General features: G+C 40.6%; 15 protein-coding genes. 4 read left to right on the forward strand and 11 right to left on the reverse strand.

The features are described from left to right. Positions 1-5: 5 nt before the first annotated feature. Together AC0VYT_RS08995 and rnk are read right to left on the reverse strand one after the other, a co-directional pair. Positions 6-788 carry a tellurium resistance protein gene (locus AC0VYT_RS08995; RefSeq protein WP_005019541.1) on the reverse strand — a complete coding sequence of 261 codons (783 nt, stop codon included), beginning with the start codon at positions 786-788 and terminating at the stop codon, positions 6-8. A gap of 205 nt (positions 789-993) precedes the next feature. After that, positions 994-1398, reverse strand: coding sequence for a nucleoside diphosphate kinase regulator (gene rnk / locus AC0VYT_RS09000; protein WP_005019540.1), 405 nt, complete (start codon positions 1396-1398; stop codon positions 994-996). Positions 1399-1817: 419 nt separating this feature from the next. Between rnk and AC0VYT_RS09005 the strand changes: the two genes are divergently transcribed. Both AC0VYT_RS09005 and AC0VYT_RS09010 read left to right on the forward strand, forming a co-directional pair. Then, entirely contained in the window at positions 1818-2177 is a 360-nt protein-coding gene (locus AC0VYT_RS09005; RefSeq protein WP_005019538.1) for a hypothetical protein, read from the forward strand. 318 nt (positions 2178-2495) lie between these two features. Beyond that, positions 2496-2921, forward strand: a complete 426-nt coding sequence (locus tag AC0VYT_RS09010) for a hypothetical protein (protein WP_005019536.1) — start codon at positions 2496-2498, stop codon at positions 2919-2921. 248 nt (positions 2922-3169) lie between these two features. Here the strand turns inward: AC0VYT_RS09010 and glyA are convergent, their stop codons facing one another. Continuing rightward, complete coding sequence (glyA, locus tag AC0VYT_RS09015) at positions 3170-4423, reverse strand: serine hydroxymethyltransferase (protein ID WP_005019534.1); 1254 nt, start codon at positions 4421-4423, stop codon at positions 3170-3172. A gap of 455 nt (positions 4424-4878) precedes the next feature. Then, a complete protein-coding gene (locus AC0VYT_RS09020) occupies positions 4879-5136 on the reverse strand; it encodes a hypothetical protein (RefSeq protein ID WP_005019532.1) in 258 nt (85 codons plus the stop codon). 339 nt (positions 5137-5475) lie between these two features. Here AC0VYT_RS09020 and AC0VYT_RS09025 point away from each other — a divergent pair, with 339 nt between their 5' ends. Both AC0VYT_RS09025 and AC0VYT_RS09030 read left to right on the forward strand, forming a co-directional pair. Next, positions 5476-6168: a DNA exonuclease gene (locus tag AC0VYT_RS09025; RefSeq protein WP_005019531.1), complete on the forward strand. Its 693-nt coding sequence runs from the start codon at positions 5476-5478 to the stop codon at positions 6166-6168. An 83-nt stretch (positions 6169-6251) separates the two neighbouring features. After that, positions 6252-6821, forward strand: a complete 570-nt coding sequence (locus AC0VYT_RS09030; RefSeq protein ID WP_005019528.1) for a hypothetical protein — start codon at positions 6252-6254, stop codon at positions 6819-6821. 142 nt (positions 6822-6963) lie between these two features. Here the strand turns inward: AC0VYT_RS09030 and AC0VYT_RS09035 are convergent, their stop codons facing one another. The 7 genes from AC0VYT_RS09035 to AC0VYT_RS09065 all read right to left on the reverse strand — a co-directional run bounded on the left by AC0VYT_RS09035 (position 6964) and on the right by AC0VYT_RS09065 (position 16008). After that, positions 6964-8739, reverse strand: a complete 1776-nt coding sequence (locus tag AC0VYT_RS09035) for a hypothetical protein (protein ID WP_005019527.1) — start codon at positions 8737-8739, stop codon at positions 6964-6966. Continuing rightward, positions 8729-9175, reverse strand: a complete 447-nt coding sequence (locus AC0VYT_RS09040) for a hypothetical protein (RefSeq protein ID WP_005019526.1) — start codon at positions 9173-9175, stop codon at positions 8729-8731. Before AC0VYT_RS09040 ends, AC0VYT_RS09035 begins: the two co-directional genes overlap by 11 nt. Next, positions 9175-13686: a tape measure protein gene (locus AC0VYT_RS09045; RefSeq protein WP_005019525.1), complete on the reverse strand. Its 4512-nt coding sequence runs from the start codon at positions 13684-13686 to the stop codon at positions 9175-9177. Before AC0VYT_RS09045 ends, AC0VYT_RS09040 begins: the two co-directional genes overlap by 1 nt. 85 nt (positions 13687-13771) lie before the next feature. Beyond that, positions 13772-14233, reverse strand: a complete 462-nt coding sequence (locus AC0VYT_RS09050; RefSeq protein WP_005019524.1) for a PH domain-containing protein — start codon at positions 14231-14233, stop codon at positions 13772-13774. Between the two features lie 163 nt (positions 14234-14396). Continuing rightward, positions 14397-14981 carry a hypothetical protein gene (locus tag AC0VYT_RS09055; protein WP_005019522.1) on the reverse strand — a complete coding sequence of 195 codons (585 nt, stop codon included), beginning with the start codon at positions 14979-14981 and terminating at the stop codon, positions 14397-14399. A 94-nt stretch (positions 14982-15075) separates the two neighbouring features. Then, complete coding sequence (locus tag AC0VYT_RS09060) at positions 15076-15648, reverse strand: hypothetical protein (RefSeq protein ID WP_005019520.1); 573 nt, start codon at positions 15646-15648, stop codon at positions 15076-15078. A 51-nt stretch (positions 15649-15699) separates the two neighbouring features. Continuing rightward, positions 15700-16008 (reverse strand): hypothetical protein, encoded by a 309-nt coding sequence (locus AC0VYT_RS09065; protein ID WP_005019519.1) that lies wholly within the window; start codon positions 16006-16008, stop codon positions 15700-15702. Positions 16009-16180: the final 172 nt, after the last annotated feature.

Genomic DNA, 16180 nt, shown 5'->3' on the forward strand with positions numbered 1-16180 from the left:
TTACTTTAATGTTTCTCTAAAGACTTCTTCAATGTTCTGATCAGATTTTCCCGGCTATTATCCAGCTTCTCTAATTCTGCATCAGAATGCTTTAAATTTGTCTGCTGCACATGGTATTGCCAAGCAGGAATCAGTACTTGCTGAGCTTCCTTAAACCGGTCTAAAAGACTAAAAGAAAGCTGCTGTGAAAGACGTATTTGTGTAATGGCAATATCATTACCTGCCTGTAACATTTGTAATGTATTAATTTTTTTAGATAATCTTTCTGCAAAATTATCTAATGGATGCTGGTTTTTAATAAAGGCTGGATATTCATTAAGAAACTCCTGTGCAGCTACAATATATTTCGCCATTTGTTCCCGTAAACCCAGTAATTGCTGAAAACGCGCCTGTGATTTCTGAATCTCAATCTGTAACTGTTGACTCAAATGATCAGCCTGAGCAAGTAACCGGTCCAGATTTCTATAATATTCCATCTGCCTTGATTGATACTCGATATCAATTCCCAGCCATTTCTGTAATGCATTGAAATTACGTTTTTTCAGATATTTTTTAGAGTCAGCTAAAGCCTGAATCAGCTGTTCAATAGTCTGGCTTAACTGCCGGGTTAATTCAGGGTCTACTCCATTGAGGAGTACGGACTGTGCCTGAACCAGATGCTCGGCATAATGATTTAACCGGTATTGATCATGAATCAGAGGAACCAGATCATTGCGTTTTATGGTCAAAGTTTCTTGAGGAGTAGCCTCAATCTTGGACAATGGAATGAGTTCTTGGAAATGCTGCATATAGACGCCGGGTATCGCCTCAAACAGTAAAATAGACTGATAATAAAATAACAGAAGAATATGAAGTGAAGCTGAAAGCTATATTTTCAATTTAAACCAAATCTTTCAGACTACAAGCCGAAATAGCAGTTTTTACGTTTAAGTTTTGTCATAGTTAATTGAATAACTACAAAGAGTAATGCCGTGAAATTTCACGGCATTTGATCTAACGATAATCACCCTCTCGCTCAGGCTGATACAGTACCTTTTCAATTTTTACTTTCATAAGGTGACCATCAGGTTGCGGCCATTCAATTTCCTGGCCTTCTGCCAGCCCTAAAATAGCAGCACCTATAGGAGCAAGTACATTGACTTGTCCTTTATCACCGCGAAAATCATGCGGATAAACCAGCTGGATTTCAGTCGGTTCAGTTGAAGGGGCTATCGTGATCAGCACTCGGGTATTCATGCTGACCACATTAGCCGGTATTTCATGTGGCTCCACTACTTCAGCCCGAGCAAGTTCATCTTCCAGATGTTCTATAGTCTGAGTCATATGAGATTGATGCTCGAGCATGGTTTCAAGACGATGCAAGTCCTGTGAAGAAATAATAATATTTGGTTTAGCCATATAAACTGACTCCTTCCATTTTAAATAAATATTGCAACGCTATAGATGTATATTTTCTGGTCTAGAAATAATTAATTACTTATCAGAAAGGTATTTTTCCACCCTATTGTTTTTTATAAAACAATAAAAAGCTCCCCTTAAGAGGAGCCACAAAACATATAAAATGTAAAGAATGAAAAAAGTTATCCTTTACTGTATCCAGTTAAATGAAGAACGCTAACCTTTAAACAATAAGTTAAGCCTATTCATAGATGTAACATCTTAAACCAAGTTTCTCAACCATTTAATTTATAGCTTCTCAAATACTGATATAAGTTACCAAAATTAAACTTATACTTTTGGCTTACTATTCCACCACAATCATATATTTTCTTTTATTATTTTCATCCTATACTTTTTTAATCTTCCCCAAAATAAAAATGAATATGAAAGAAAAAATTCTTATGACTGTTTTTTTATCTTTATCAATCGCAGCTTGTCAAAGGCAGCCACAAGAGACAGACACGGCTCAACCATTGAACTCCAGCTCTCCTCTCGCCGCTCAGCTTGATCAGGCAGGTGAGAAAATTGGAAAATATCTAGATCAGTTAGACAATCCTAAGACCTCTCAACAAAAACGGATACAGATTTTATGCAAAGATTACCCTACCGTATATAAAACTGAATATATGCCTGCATTACTCAAACTACATTCAAATGAATATACCGCTGAAGGTTTACTTTTTGATCTGGATATAGTCTTAGACTTTTATAAAAAGGGCGCGAATATAGAATGCTAGACTTTCTATATTGCTCATATTATTTTATTAACCAAGTTATTCTGATTATCTTCTTTTACTAAAATATTGAATACAAATTTTTTATAAACTTTCTTATTAGCAGAAATTCCTCTATTAAAAAATTTTTGATGTGAGCAAAAACAGAACTCATATTTTTACCATACAAAATAAGCCAGTTATCTTAAATATAAAATAGTGCTTTTAACTTTTTTATTTTTGCCTTAAGTTTAAATTGTTAGACAATGTCATTGTCTTTGTAAGCTATTGCTTTATATTGCTATAGACACGGCGTACAACAACAATAAATGGTAGATCATAATGGAATTAGAACTATTAGGTGAGCTATTTGGTGTAGAAATCCACCGACCTCTGCAAAGAGAAGAAATAAGAAAAGCGCTTATAGCCCGAAACGAACTAAGAGATCAATTAAAACAGGAGAAAAATCTTAGTAGCGACCATATTACATTGCAACTTAACGACAAGATTCATGTATTTGCCTACAGACTCGAAGAGAGTGAATCAGAACAATTTTATAATTATTTAACTGAAGAATGTAAAAAACTAAAACCTGAACAAGATGAGCAGAGTTTTATCTCTACCTCTAGTAATACACTTAAAACAGAAATCTCTCCCCTCTCTAGTGAAACTATGGAAGAGAAACAACCCATGATATGGAAATTTTTACCTTGGGTACTCGGAGTGATTTTTTTATTATTACTTTTCTCATTATTCACTTTTAGGTGATATACCTTTATATAGTGAAAGAGATAAGTTTAACCACCAAACAATCTAAGAGAATAAAAATAAAATATTATAAGATTAAAAATTTCTTGCTAAAGCTATTGATCTTTAGATTTTGAATAAGTTTGCTTTAAAACTCTTATTTATAAAGAACTGATTATGGGTTTATTATAGATATATGAACTTAAATAAAGCACAGTTTATAACACTAAAAAAGCTCCCACTTATGGGAGCTTTTTTAAAGAAATCACTTACTGAGCATAAACCGGGAATTTAGCGCAAACCGCTTCCACTTTCGCTTTTACATCAGCAATAACATTTTCATCGCCTTTGCTATCTAAAATGTCAGCCATCCAGCCAGCAAGTTCACGCACCTCAGCTTCACCAAAACCACGAGTAGTGACTGCTGGTGTACCTACACGGATACCCGAGGTAACAAATGGAGAACGTGGATCATTTGGCACGGAATTCTTATTCACAGTAATGTGGGCTGCGCCTAACCATGCATCTGCATCTTTACCTGTAATATCCTGTTTAATGAGTGATAACAGGAATAGATGGTTAGATGTACCGCCAGAAACGACATCATAACCACGCTCAATAAACACTTGCGCCATGGTTTGAGCATTTTTAACCACTTGTTGCTGATAGGTTTTAAACTCATCAGACATAGCTTCTTTAAAGCAGATTGCTTTGGCCGCAATCGCATGCATTAATGGACCGCCTTGGTTACCTGGGAATACAGCAGACTGAAGTTTTTTCTCAATCTCTTCATTCGCTTTTGCCAGAATCAGACCAGAACGTGGGCCGCGCAAAGTTTTATGGGTAGTGGTTGTGGTTACATCAGCAATTTGAACCGGGTTCGGGTATACACCTGCTGCCACCAGACCTGCAACGTGGGCCATATCAACAAACAGATAAGCACCAACTTTATCAGCAATTTCACGGAAACGCTGCCAGTCAACAACCAGACTATATGCAGAGAAGCCTGCAACGATCATACGTGGCTTATGCTCTAAAGCCAGACGCTCAACTTCTTCATAGTCGATTTCGCCAGTTTCCGGGTTCAGGCCATATTGCACTGCATTATAGGTTTTACCGGAGAAGCTTACTTTTGCACCATGGGTTAAATGGCCACCATGAGCAAGACTCATACCTAAAACGGTATCGCCCGGATTCAGCAAAGCCAGGTAAACAGCAGAGTTTGCCTGTGAACCTGCATGGGGCTGAACGTTTGCATAGTCAGCACCAAAAAGTTCTTTAGCACGATCAATTGCCAATTGTTCAATAACATCAACATGCTCACAACCACCGTAGTAGCGTTTGCCTGGATAGCCTTCTGCATATTTGTTAGTGAGTTTTGAACCTTGCGCTTCCATAACCGCTGGAGAACAATAGTTTTCAGAAGCAATTAACTCGATGTGCGCTTCTTGGCGCTCACCTTCGGCAGCAATTGCCTGAGCTAATTCCGGATCAAATTCAGCAATAGAGATATTGGCAAACATTAGCGAGGTCCTATTAATTTAGGGCTTTTAAGCCGTGCTAAGATTGGCGCGTATTGTAACATGAAGTTTATTATTAAACAGAATGAACTTTACTCAGTTTTAAATAAAAATGGATTATATTAAAAAACATAAGTCATCGCTTTAAATTCAGATTATTGACTTGGCATTAGAGATTTTACATCCGAAATAATATTAGCCATATTCAACCCATAAACACTGCCATGATCTCATTTGGCAGTAAGGACGAAGTTTATTTCCACCAGGTTCACCGAGCCCTTCATAGTCAAGTGCTACCAGCATATAACTAGCCTAAAGCAGGCCGTTAATCATATTTTTAATAACCGGATTTAGACTACTCCGGCTCGGTGCCCACTGATTAGCCACACTCGTCGTGCCATATGCCTATGCAGCTATCGGTCATTCTTTTGCTGGAGGTGTTCCCTCCGGGATAAAAACTAACGCAGTAGCTTGTGTTTCTTTATTATTAATTTCGAGCATTTTATAGGCCATAACCACGCTTTCACCGGCAATAGCCACGTCTGTTTTGGTATAGGGGCTACAGGCGTAGCTAATACCGGGTTGTCTATATTATTTACTGGTATGGAAGGAACAGGCGTACTGACATTCTGGTTATCGTTGTCATCACTATCATTACACGCCGTCAAACCGATACTTATTGCAAGTACAGTACAGGTCAATACATGTCTTTTCATTATTCTATATCCTTATTTTAAGTTATTATCATTCACTGATTTTTAGGGTGTTCTTTCTTCTTCATGACACCCGTTCCCAATTTCTATAAAAAAATAGCAAGAAATTTGTTTAATTATTCTCATATATAAATTTTAGAAACCAGATTGAAGGATTTTTTCTTCAAAATAAGGTGAATGAAAGTCGAGTTATTTTAGAAGCGACGTAATTTTTGGCTCAACTTGATAAATGATGAGCTAAAAACCCTTCAATTAAAGCCCTGACAGGGTTTTTAAATTGTCAGAATAGAAATAATAATGTTAGATTTTGACTTTCTCTTTTGTTCAGGCATATTTTTCAACATGCAGGCCATTATTCTCGATACTGAAACACATACACTCAATGGACTACCGATTGAAATTGCCTACGCGCCTGTCCAAATTGCTCAAGGCCGTTTGAGCCTAGACAAAAGTCAGTTATTTGACCAGCTCTACAGTATTGGTGAACAATCAATTTCTTATGCCGCGATGGCAGTACATCATATTCTAGAAGCCGATATTGCTGGTCAGCCTCATTATAAGGACTTCAGTTTACCTGCCGAAACTGTCTATATTATCGGTCATAATATTAATTATGATATTCGTACCATTGAAAAATGTGGCATAGACACCTCAAATATTAAAGCTATTTGCACTCTGGCGCTGGCCCGCAAGGTTTGGCCCGATGCTGAGGCACATAACATCTCTGCACTGATTTATATGATCAGTAAAGGAAGTGATAAAGCAAGAGAATTACTCAAAGGTGCTCACCGTGCAGATGCCGATATTATTTTAACTGCAAATATACTCATGCATATTCTTTACCATCTAAATATTCAGAGTATTGAAGAACTTTATACTGCATCAGAAGACGCACGGATACCCCGTATTCTGAATTTTGGCAAACACCGTGGTACCGCAATTAAAGAATTACCTGGCGACTATGTAAACTGGCTGTTACGTCAAGAAGAGCTGGACCCTTATCTACGTAAGGCCCTAGAACAGACCCTAGTTTAGGTGCTGATATTTAAAAATTTGTTCATCAAACTTTAATTTTTTTAATGTAGGGTTGCCTTGACTGATTAGGAGAAGTCGGGGCAATGTCTGATTATCAAAAAACACCATTAGGTATAGAAGTTTTAAAAAACAGATCAATTCATCTAAATGTACGCCAGAGACGCTTACTTATTCTGATTGATACACCAGATTTTGATATACTCACGCCACAATTCAAGCAACGAATTGCAGAACCTGAGGTACTAGACCAGCTTTATAATATGGGACTGATCAGTTTCGAAGGTCAGCAAAAAGAAAAACTCATATCAGCAGACCAATTTGAAATAGAAACAGCTCCGATAATATTAATAAGCAATGATAGGCAAAATGAAATTATATATTCAGAGCGGTCCACTTCTAACGCTAAAATAAATGTTGAGCTCTTAGGGTTTCTAGCTATAAAAGAGTTAATGACGAGTCTGTTAAAACAATATTGTGGCTTAATGGCCAAACAGCTTATTGAACGTATTCAGCAAGCACCCCACATTGAACACTTAAAACTTTGTCAGATGCAATGGCTGACGTGTCTGCAAGAAAGCCGGCTTCCACCATCAGAGCTTAACCGCGCCATGCAACAGATTAATCAGTCTCTAGAGCATTTAAGACAGCATTGAAAATGACTTATTAAATCAGTCATTTTTACAAGTCAAAGATGACTGATTACCCTATACTCATTCCTTAGTCCGTAATTTTAAAATATATTTATAGGCGATTTTTTAGTTTATTTTTTACTCTTACTTGCTGCTATCGAATAGCTCAAATTTGATCAGCAACCGGTACACTTAACTCAACACTATTGGGTTGTATTGCAGCACCGGAACCAATGGTAAATTTCAGCTTTTGATCAGCTGGCATGATATTTTCAACAGTCTGATCAAGCGGTACGCCATAGCTATAGTTGATGGTGAAGACCGTATTTTTCTGTGGCAGTTTATTCGGTACCAGCCGGCCTTGACCGGTGGCATAGTTAAAGGTGCCGGTGGCATCGCCACTAAACTGGCCCAGCGTATTCGTGGTTGCAGTTTTCTGTTCGCCTTCCAGCAGCCATTTTACAGTCACGCTGCCTGAGGCTATTCCTGCCTGCTGTAAATCAAACTCGAATGCTGCCGGTTCAACCGCAAGACCTGAGCGTATAAACGTAGCCAGTGGTGTACCCCAGAGCAACAGGATCGGTGTATTCACATCCGGTAAAGCCCCCGTCGTAATAGACCAGGAACCGGTCTCATAGTTGACCGCACCAGAGCCAAACGAAGTACTTGCACCTTTTAATTGCCCCGATCCATCATCTTTCAGTTCATAAAACTTGCCCTGTGACATATAAGAAACTGAAAGGCTACCCGGCGCAGGCGGTGGTACCAGTACACCGGTCCAGTTGGCACTCTGGTTTTGTTGAGTGACAGGCCGGGTTTCAGACTGGAAGTACTGGTTGGGTGCTGAAGCCGGCTTAAAGGTCATGCTTAAGTTTGCAGATCCTGCACCTGCAGCTTGTGTCCACTGGATCAAGCCACGCTGGTAATCAATTGTTCCAACCTGGGTACCAGAAGTGTTTTTAAGCAGTCCGCCCTGATCAGTGATCTGCTGGCCAAACAGGTTAAACGAGACACTCGATGGCATGACAGATGAGCCGACATACAGATTCTGAGCGGTACCAATGGTGGTCGAGTAAGTTGCAGTAATAGCAGCAGTGTTACCCGGTACCAGCACCATACTTTCCCCGGCTGCGTTTACATCCACAATTGGTGTTTCAGTCTGGGCAGATGGAACCAGCTGGGCAAAGATACTTTCTGCATTTACAGTAAACTCACCGACTTTGGCAGCAGACTTGAGATTGCTGGATGCATAATACTTGCCGGTATCGGCTACGATAGTATCCCGTAAAATCGTTTGAGACTTTTCGCCGCTGTACCATTGTCTTGCAGAGAGTCCGACATAATCCTGATCGAGTGGATCATTGATACTGTAGGTGGCAATTTTATATTCAACTTCCTTTCCATCGATGACCATCTTGGCAACACGGGTTTCAACTTTGGTGATGCGAACATATTGCTCATGCTGCAGTGCCTGGCCTTCTTTCGAGACCATTACCAGCGTACTGCCCACCGAGCTTTCGACTTCACTCAAAAACATCGCCACCTGCAGGGTTTTCATACCGGCATAATGCGTATCAAGGAGACTTCCTGCTGCCTGTCCCCCCTTAGCCAGATAGTTTTCAATCCGGTTCTGGGCGGACTTGCGCTCATCGATCCACGACTTTGTACTAAACAGCAAAGCTGAGACATTGGGGTCTTTCGGGTTTTCCGAGATAAAGACCGTAGCGCCCATAAGCAAATCTGTATCATTCGTTGTCACGGCGGGGAACAGTTTACGCAGTGACACATCACCCATGGTGCGGTCCAGCTCACTCACATCATTAAACAGGTTATTGCTCTGGCCATCTTCAATCATCTGGCCAGAGTACTTGCCGCCACCATCTTCTGTATCGCTCAGGCGCTCGGACTTATAGAGCACCAGATTTTTAGTTTCAATTGCCACTGTATAGTTCCCCCACTTCAATAAAGCGTAAAGTCACGTTGTAATAGTCATCCTCAGATACAGATGGAATTCCCTTCACTGGGGCAGCTTCCAAAGCCCCGGCTTCATGGTTAAAAATCACATGAAATTCACGTCTGTCGTGCTGATACTCAAAAGCCAGAATGAATTGTTCAGATAAAGCAGACCAGTCTTGAACCTTGCGTAAATCACGGCGTTTGATCCAGCCCATCGTGTTATCTGCCGGTTCCAGCACAATTGAACGACCTGCTTTTTTACGGCCCTCCTGGATAATTAGCGAACCATCAATAGCCCGACTCTGTTCATCAATAGCCCGACTCTGTTTCTGCTCGATGGGCTTCCATTCAAATTCATCAGACCATAAAAAACCGTCCTCAAGCGGGACGGTTTCTGATGTAGACACTCGTATTAATTTCATTAGCTACTCTTTTTTACCCTTTCCAGTTCAGTCAGGAAATCATTAAAACTGCCCTGTTTAGCCTCATCCACAGGGACATTAATTGTGCGGCCATTAATAGAGATCTGGTTGATGACAGTACGTGAAGGCTCAGCAGTTGGAGTGCTGGTTTTAGGATAGCTCACGTCCGGGGCCAGATTGTTTACATTGACTCTGGAACCAGTACTGCCCGACTTGCCTGCATATTCCTCCAGCTTTTCCAGCTGCTCGGCAATGAACATGTAGTTGCCGGTCTGTTTCTGGTTGTCGTATGCAGAGACACCATAACGCGCAGCATATTCATGAGAAGCTGAACGGTAATAGCCACCTGCTCCTTGCTGTGCAGTCTGGAACAGTTCTTTAGCTTTCTGCTTAACATTGCCCCCATAACCCATCTCGGTGAGTTGCTGCTCAATCTCATCAACTGAATAACCGTTTTTAGCCATGACTCCAGTTTTAGAGGCTTTAAGCTTACCCTGCATGGCAGTAAGCGCTTCTGACCAGGCTTCAGTAGAGGATTTGGCCTCCTCTCTTGCCACCCGTCCAGCTTCACGGTAGCCATCACCAATGGCACTGGCTGAGCTCTCTACCCGATTATTGGCTTTAGCCCAGTCATCCATGGTTTTGACTACAGCCTGACCGCTATCATCAATCTGGATTTCCAGATTGCGGCCTGCATTTGCAGCATTAGTCGCAGCAATGACACCTGCATCACCTGATGCTGCTGCAGACTGAGCAGCCTTCTCATATGCTTTCTGGATACCTTCAGCAGTCACCTTTCCGCTATCTCTGACAGTGATGTAATCCATCAAAGCCTGTTGAGCAGCAAGCTTTAAATTCTCTTTGGTTTCAATGCCTAGCCGTTTAAATGCTTCTGTCACCGGATCAATATCATCCGGTAGTTCCAAAGCCTGCATCTTGATAGCAATTAGGCCCTGTTCGACTTGGCCCGTTGAAACCTTACCTTGATCACCAAACTCTTTAAGCTTGGACCTTGCGTAATCAATTTCAGCTTGGCTTTTAGCCGTCTGTAACCAGTTCGACCAAGACTGATAAATTATATCTCCTGCCGCTTTACCAGTAATACCTGCAGAAGCCAACTTGCCTTTCAGATCAGTGACATTATTACCCTGCTCAGTAAAGGATTTAGAGACTCGATTTAACGCAACATCGATATCTACCCCAAGCTGCTTGGCTGCAAGAGAAGCTCTCGAATATGCATTTTCTGCCACCTGTCCAGACCCGGAATTAGCTGCATCCAATTCCGCAGCACGTACATTGCGGTTATTGGCGAGTTCCGTTTCCTTCTGGTCAATACCCCGAAGGGAATCTTGTGCAGATTTCAATGCACTTAAATCACCCGTGCGTTTAGCCTCGGCGATCTGTTGTTCCAGAACTGCACGTTCAACGGCGGACTGTTTCTGAAAAGCCAGATATGCCTCATCTGCCTTTTGTAGATTCTCTTTGGCCAGCTTGACAGCTTCTTCCTTTTTGGCTGCATTATCTGCAGCCTGAGCAGCACCCTCCCAAGCTGCCACACTAACCTTGCCTGCCTCACCAACAGTAACAATATATCCCTTGGCCATAAGGTCGGCTTGCATGGTGCCGTCCATGACCCCACCATTAGCTTTAATGGCCGCTTCAGCATATGCCTTTACTGAGGATAATTTCTCAGCATCTAACTTGGCTTTATTGGTGGCATGCTCTTTTTCCCGTGTATCCAGTTCATTCGATTTCTGGATAATAGAATCAATAGCAGTCTGATTACCATCGGCCCTAGCCTGACTCAATTGTTTATTAAGTGCTGTACGCTCTTCACTTAACGCCTTAGACTTTTGATTAAATTCTGTATTTTGAGCCAATAACTGACTTAAGGTTTTTTGATTGCCTGCTACAGCTTCCTGATTTTTCTGCTCTTGAGTTTTAGCAATTTCACCAATTGCTTCTAACCCGGCAGATTTAAATTCCATTGCTCCAGCTGAAAACCTGTCGTAATGCTCCTTAGCCTTAACTCCCATCTCATTCATTTCGGAGATAATTTGTTTTTTAGTATCTCCCCATGTGAACTTTGATTTGAAATTCAGCCAAGCAGCAGCAACGTCATAGAACACGCCTGCAAGCAAATTAGCTACAATCCTAACTGCATCAAAACCATCCTCAATGAAACCCAAGGCAACATTAATAGCTTGCAAGGTTTTAGTGAAGCCATTGGTCTTATCATTAGCTGTATCTATACCACTTGAAAAATCAAAAACATCACCCAGAAGAATGTTTAAAAGTCCAGATGTTACTTCAAACCCCTCACCTACTGTTGAGACCAGAGTTTTCAAAGTTTCATATGCACTAGAAAGTGCAGCCTTCATAGCCTCGATAGTTGCCGGATCAATTTTTTTAAGCTGATCACCGACCCAGATAAAACCATTACCAATATCGCTTAAAAGCCTTTCAACGACATCCATATTGTCAGCAATAGTTACCAGCCATTGTGCAACTGTTGCAGATGCGCCAGTGGACTGATCCATGGTACCAATCAGGATTTGCCATTGGGTCTGGATACGCTGTAATGCATTACCTATCGTAGTCGGAAACTTATTGTAGTCAGCTTCAATTGCAGCGGATTGTTTCTGTAAGGCCTTGATTACGCGCTCAGCAGATAACTCGCCGTTTTCTGCCATAGTACGTAACTCACCTGTAGTCACACCAAGGGATTGAGCCAAGGCTTTAGAAATTCCTGGAGCCTGTTCCATGATTGAGTTGAACTCATCACCACGGAGTACTCCAGATTGCAGTGCCTGGGTAAACTGGACAATAGCATCTTCACTGGCCTGTGCTGATCCACCTCCTGTTTGAATTGCCATATTGATGGTTTTTACCAGATCCAGACTTTGCTGCTGGGTCATTCCCATCTGTTTACCAACATCATTCACCTTGGTAAACAGGCTGGCAGTAGCTTCCAAGCTTGAATTGGTAGCAAGTGCCACTTGATGCACACCAGTCATAGCTTGCTGAAAGTTACCACCTTCGCTGGTTGCAATATTGATTCGTGCTGAAAGAGTAGTATACGAATCCGCTGCCTGAGCAATTTCTCTCACACCGATACCAATACCAACGGCGGCCATAGCTCCCGCAAGAGCAGTCGCTGCAAACTTGGCTACACCCATCCCTTTAGAAAGATTGGAAATACCCGAATTTGCTTTTTCTGCTGCCGGTTCAACACTGTGAAGTTCACTTTTGAGCTTCTCAATCTGTTGCTCGGTAATTCTGGTAACACGCTCAACTTCTTCAGCCGGTAATTTACTATTGGCTTTAAAGTCCTCTAGCTTTCGCTCAAGCGCAGTAATGGCATCATTGATGACTGTTGGTGGTTTAATGCCTAGGGCTTCATAGATTTCATGTCCGGTCTGCTTTGCGCTGGTTGTAGCCTTATCTGCACTGGTCGATACACTACGCATTGCAGAAGATGCTTGGGTATCAAAATCTGCAAATGCTGCTTTAGTCAGATCAACTGCCTGTTCAAGACCTTTGACCTTTTCTCCTGCAGCCTTAATTTCCTCAAGAGTGACAGCTTCGCTACTTTGTTCTAATGCAGAGAAAGCATTCTTTGCTGCCAGCAGCTCACTTTCAAGCGTATTAATACTGCTGGTACCAATAGTGCCAATTCGCTCAATTTCTTTGGTACTGAGATTGGCTCCCTCACCCATTGACTGAATTGCACGGGTCGCAGTCTGAGCTTCACCTACTACTTGACCAAGATCTACCGAGCTAAAACGTTGCAACTGATTAATTGAAGACTGTGTGGCGTTGTCCACGCCACGCATAGCATTTATGGCAACGTCCTGATAGTAATTAAAAGCACTGGACGTTTCTTTAATAGCATCTTCAATACTTAAAACACGCTGCTTAGCGATTTCAATATCTTTTAAGGTGCCATCCGTACTTTGCAACCGAACCACTTCAGCTTGAGCAGCTTTTAGTGCCGAGTTAAGTTCATTGAGACCTTGTTCACCAGTGCTCGACATTGAGCGTAACTCACCAGCACTGATAACTGACTTATCACCAAGAGCTTCAATTTCTTTGGCAGCTGTAAAGAATTTGGTACCCAGCAGTTCTGCAAGTTGAAGCGCATCACCTGGAACGGCTTCACCGATTTCAAAGCCTGCCTTATTTGCCTTATTCGCTGTATCTTGAAGTTCACTACCCAAGCCATCAATCTTGCTGGCAGCCTGAACAGCCCGTCCTTCAAGTTCACCAGCCGCCTGAGATACTTCACTCAGTTTTCCTTTAGCTTGATCTGCTTTTTTCTGCAAATCAGCAGGAACTATTTTTCCAACTTCCTGAGCTGCTTCTGCAGATGCAGCCTTCAGTTTTTCAGATTCCTGTTTTATTGCGGCATAAATGGCCTTAGTGACACTTTCAGATTCCTTAATATTCGATACATAATTTTTAGTATCAGCTTCCATCACAAGCTTAAAAATTAATTCTTTACCGGCCATATTTTTACTCGCAATAAAAAACCCACCAAATGGTGGGTTAGATGAAGATATTACAAAGCACATTCAGGTGCTTTTATTAAATTATTTAAGGTTTTCTCTGATCTGAGTCATCAAGTTCATCAAGAAAATTATTTACTTGCTGCCTAAATTCCAATGGTCTTGCAATATAAGGAATTGGAGCATGTGAACCGCCAGTACCTTTTATAACGATAGAACCAAAATTAAAAATGCGTCCTAGAATTCCTTGATCTACTCCTAGACTTTCTACACGATTAGCCTTCAACTCAATTGTATTTCTGCGTATTAATCCAGATTTTGCAATAATACGTCTATTTGTTAATGCCAACTCTGTGGTTAAAACATGGATAGCGGCAATTGCTATTAAAATTAAACCAATGAAAAAAGGCACTCCATTTTTAGAACCAAGCGAAGATAAAATGAACAATCCACCGAAGAATAAGTACCAGAATTGCGATAGCCATGTAACTTGAGCTTTAATAATTATTCTTTCATCTCTAGCTAAGTTTTGTTCTATGTAGCTCCCCATGTAACCCTCTTATAAGTGTTGGTCTATTGTAAGCATACTAATATTTGCTCATTTCTTTATCAACCAATAGTTAAAGAGTGTTTTATGCACTTAAGATTATTTATAAATGGTCTAAATTATCGCAATGTGAAAGAACATCCGTGTTCACTTATATCTCTTTATTCTATGCACTCATGTTCATGTCCATCAGGTATTTCTCTGCCTGTGCATGAGTAATCGAAATCAAACTGCATCTACAACCTTCTTGCGGTCTGCTCCAATGCTCAACAGCCTGTTCCTGAAACTCCTTATCAAGAATATTAAATATTTTGCTACTGAAACTCTTACAAGTTTCTGGGGTATGGTCATCAATGATAGGGGCCCATAATAAATAGCTCGAATTCTTATCCTTGCTATGCTCATAAATATCTTTAACGACCAGACAGTTAAAAACAAACATCTGCCTGTTGGCAAACCAGGAGCGATAGTCACGACTGTTTTCCAGAAGTGTCCAGTTCACATGAGGTCGAATATGATCAGGGACTAAAGAAATATATCTTTCAGCAAATTTCTTGAATAAAATTCTATTGCTTTTAAGCTTCTCATTATCAAGATGACTCAGGAGGTCTAGTATCTCATGCTTAAAAAACTTTGAGTCGGCACCGCATGCCACACCCATATTCACTAACTCTCTCTGCTCGTCACTGCTGAATGAGTTAAACCATTTCTTATATGCTGCTTTACTTTCCGCTGTTAATACTCTTTTCATGATTAAGCTCAAGTGCACTTTTATAATGCAGACCATTCTAGTCGGGAAAGGTAAATTTAATTATGTGAAATTGTTAATTAATTCACAATAATTATTATTTTAGCTCATCAAGAAACTTCTTTAGTTCTTTAGCAGATGCATGCTGAGCAGATCTCACCACACTGGTCAGGGCTGCAAGCTTATTCCGGTAATCCTTTTGGGCTGATTTTAAATACTCACTGTAAGCACCATAAGTCATATTCATGATTTCGGTATGAGTATGACCAGCACTGATCAGCAACTGGAATGAGTCAAACCAGGTTGAATCATTGTCTTTTGCTGCCTGCTTTTTATTACGGCGTTTAGGCTGATCTTCTTTAAAATAAGCGCCGTTGACCTGTAGTACTGCTGATAAAACTTCTTTAAATTGCTGTTCGGATGTTGTGGCTAGATCAATCAAACTAGCTACTGGAAGCCTGGTGGCCAGACTGCATATACTCAGCACTTCAATTGAATGAGCCTTAAAAAGTTGAGTCAAAACTTCATCTGAATAATCTTTTTCCTTTAAGAAGCCTTTTATCTTTTCGGCATGTACCGCCCATTGGTCAAAATCTTTCATCTGGATCTGATGGACTTCAACATCATTCACTGTGATAGAGCGATTAGCTGCTAGAAAAAAATCATTCATGATGGAATCTCAAAGTAAAGTTCAGGAAATAAAAAAGCACCCGAAGGTGCTTCATCTGTATTGGTTTAATATCTCTTGCAATTTGAACTCTATCTGTGAATCGCTCAGCTTAGGTAACTTTATCAGTTTCTCTATATCATCTTGAACTTGGTAAACAAAATAAAGGGTGGATCCCTTATCGTATTTGATTACTAACCCATTGCCCTGCAAATTTCTTATTCTTTCATTTATCTCTGGTTGTTCACCTGCCAAAACCAAAGTATAAAAAGAACCCTTTTTTGATAAGAAAAAGGCAAACTTGGTCAAGGCCATTGCGTGCAGATAAAAATCTTGCACTTCCTGATATAGCGCTGGTGTCATTTAATAAATCCAATCAACACTGAAGGTCAGTTTTTACCTTTAAAAACCGTACCATACAGGTTAATAGAATACTTTTTATCCACCCAAAAGAAAAGATATCCAAAGGTATTAAACGATAAACAGGCACAAAAAAAGACGCTCATGCGTCCCTGTGCCTGCATTTTTGGATTTA

This window comes from Acinetobacter sp. QJM3NY_42 (assembly GCF_056173745.1).

Excerpts from the sequence above, each read along its gene's own strand:
- AC0VYT_RS09050 (WP_005019524.1), bottom strand. The coding sequence starts at position 14,233 with ATGGGGAGCTACATAGAACAAAACTTAGCTAGAGATGAAAGAATAATT.
- AC0VYT_RS09020 (WP_005019532.1), bottom strand. The coding sequence starts at position 5,136 with ATGAAAAGACATGTATTGACCTGTACTGTACTTGCAATAAGTATCGGT.
- AC0VYT_RS09045 (WP_005019525.1), bottom strand. The coding sequence starts at position 13,686 with ATGGCCGGTAAAGAATTAATTTTTAAGCTTGTGATGGAAGCTGATACT.
- AC0VYT_RS09010 (WP_005019536.1), top strand. The coding sequence starts at position 2,496 with ATGGAATTAGAACTATTAGGTGAGCTATTTGGTGTAGAAATCCACCGA.
- AC0VYT_RS09030 (WP_005019528.1), top strand. The coding sequence starts at position 6,252 with ATGTCTGATTATCAAAAAACACCATTAGGTATAGAAGTTTTAAAAAAC.
- AC0VYT_RS09060 (WP_005019520.1), bottom strand. The coding sequence starts at position 15,648 with ATGAATGATTTTTTTCTAGCAGCTAATCGCTCTATCACAGTGAATGAT.
- rnk (WP_005019540.1), bottom strand. The coding sequence starts at position 1,398 with ATGGCTAAACCAAATATTATTATTTCTTCACAGGACTTGCATCGTCTT.
- AC0VYT_RS09025 (WP_005019531.1), top strand. The coding sequence starts at position 5,476 with ATGCAGGCCATTATTCTCGATACTGAAACACATACACTCAATGGACTA.
- glyA (WP_005019534.1), bottom strand. The coding sequence starts at position 4,423 with ATGTTTGCCAATATCTCTATTGCTGAATTTGATCCGGAATTAGCTCAG.
- AC0VYT_RS09055 (WP_005019522.1), bottom strand. The coding sequence starts at position 14,981 with ATGAAAAGAGTATTAACAGCGGAAAGTAAAGCAGCATATAAGAAATGG.
- AC0VYT_RS09040 (WP_005019526.1), bottom strand. The coding sequence starts at position 9,175 with ATGAAATTAATACGAGTGTCTACATCAGAAACCGTCCCGCTTGAGGAC.
- AC0VYT_RS09065 (WP_005019519.1), bottom strand. The coding sequence starts at position 16,008 with ATGACACCAGCGCTATATCAGGAAGTGCAAGATTTTTATCTGCACGCA.
- AC0VYT_RS08995 (WP_005019541.1), bottom strand. The coding sequence starts at position 788 with ATGCAGCATTTCCAAGAACTCATTCCATTGTCCAAGATTGAGGCTACT.
- AC0VYT_RS09005 (WP_005019538.1), top strand. The coding sequence starts at position 1,818 with ATGAATATGAAAGAAAAAATTCTTATGACTGTTTTTTTATCTTTATCA.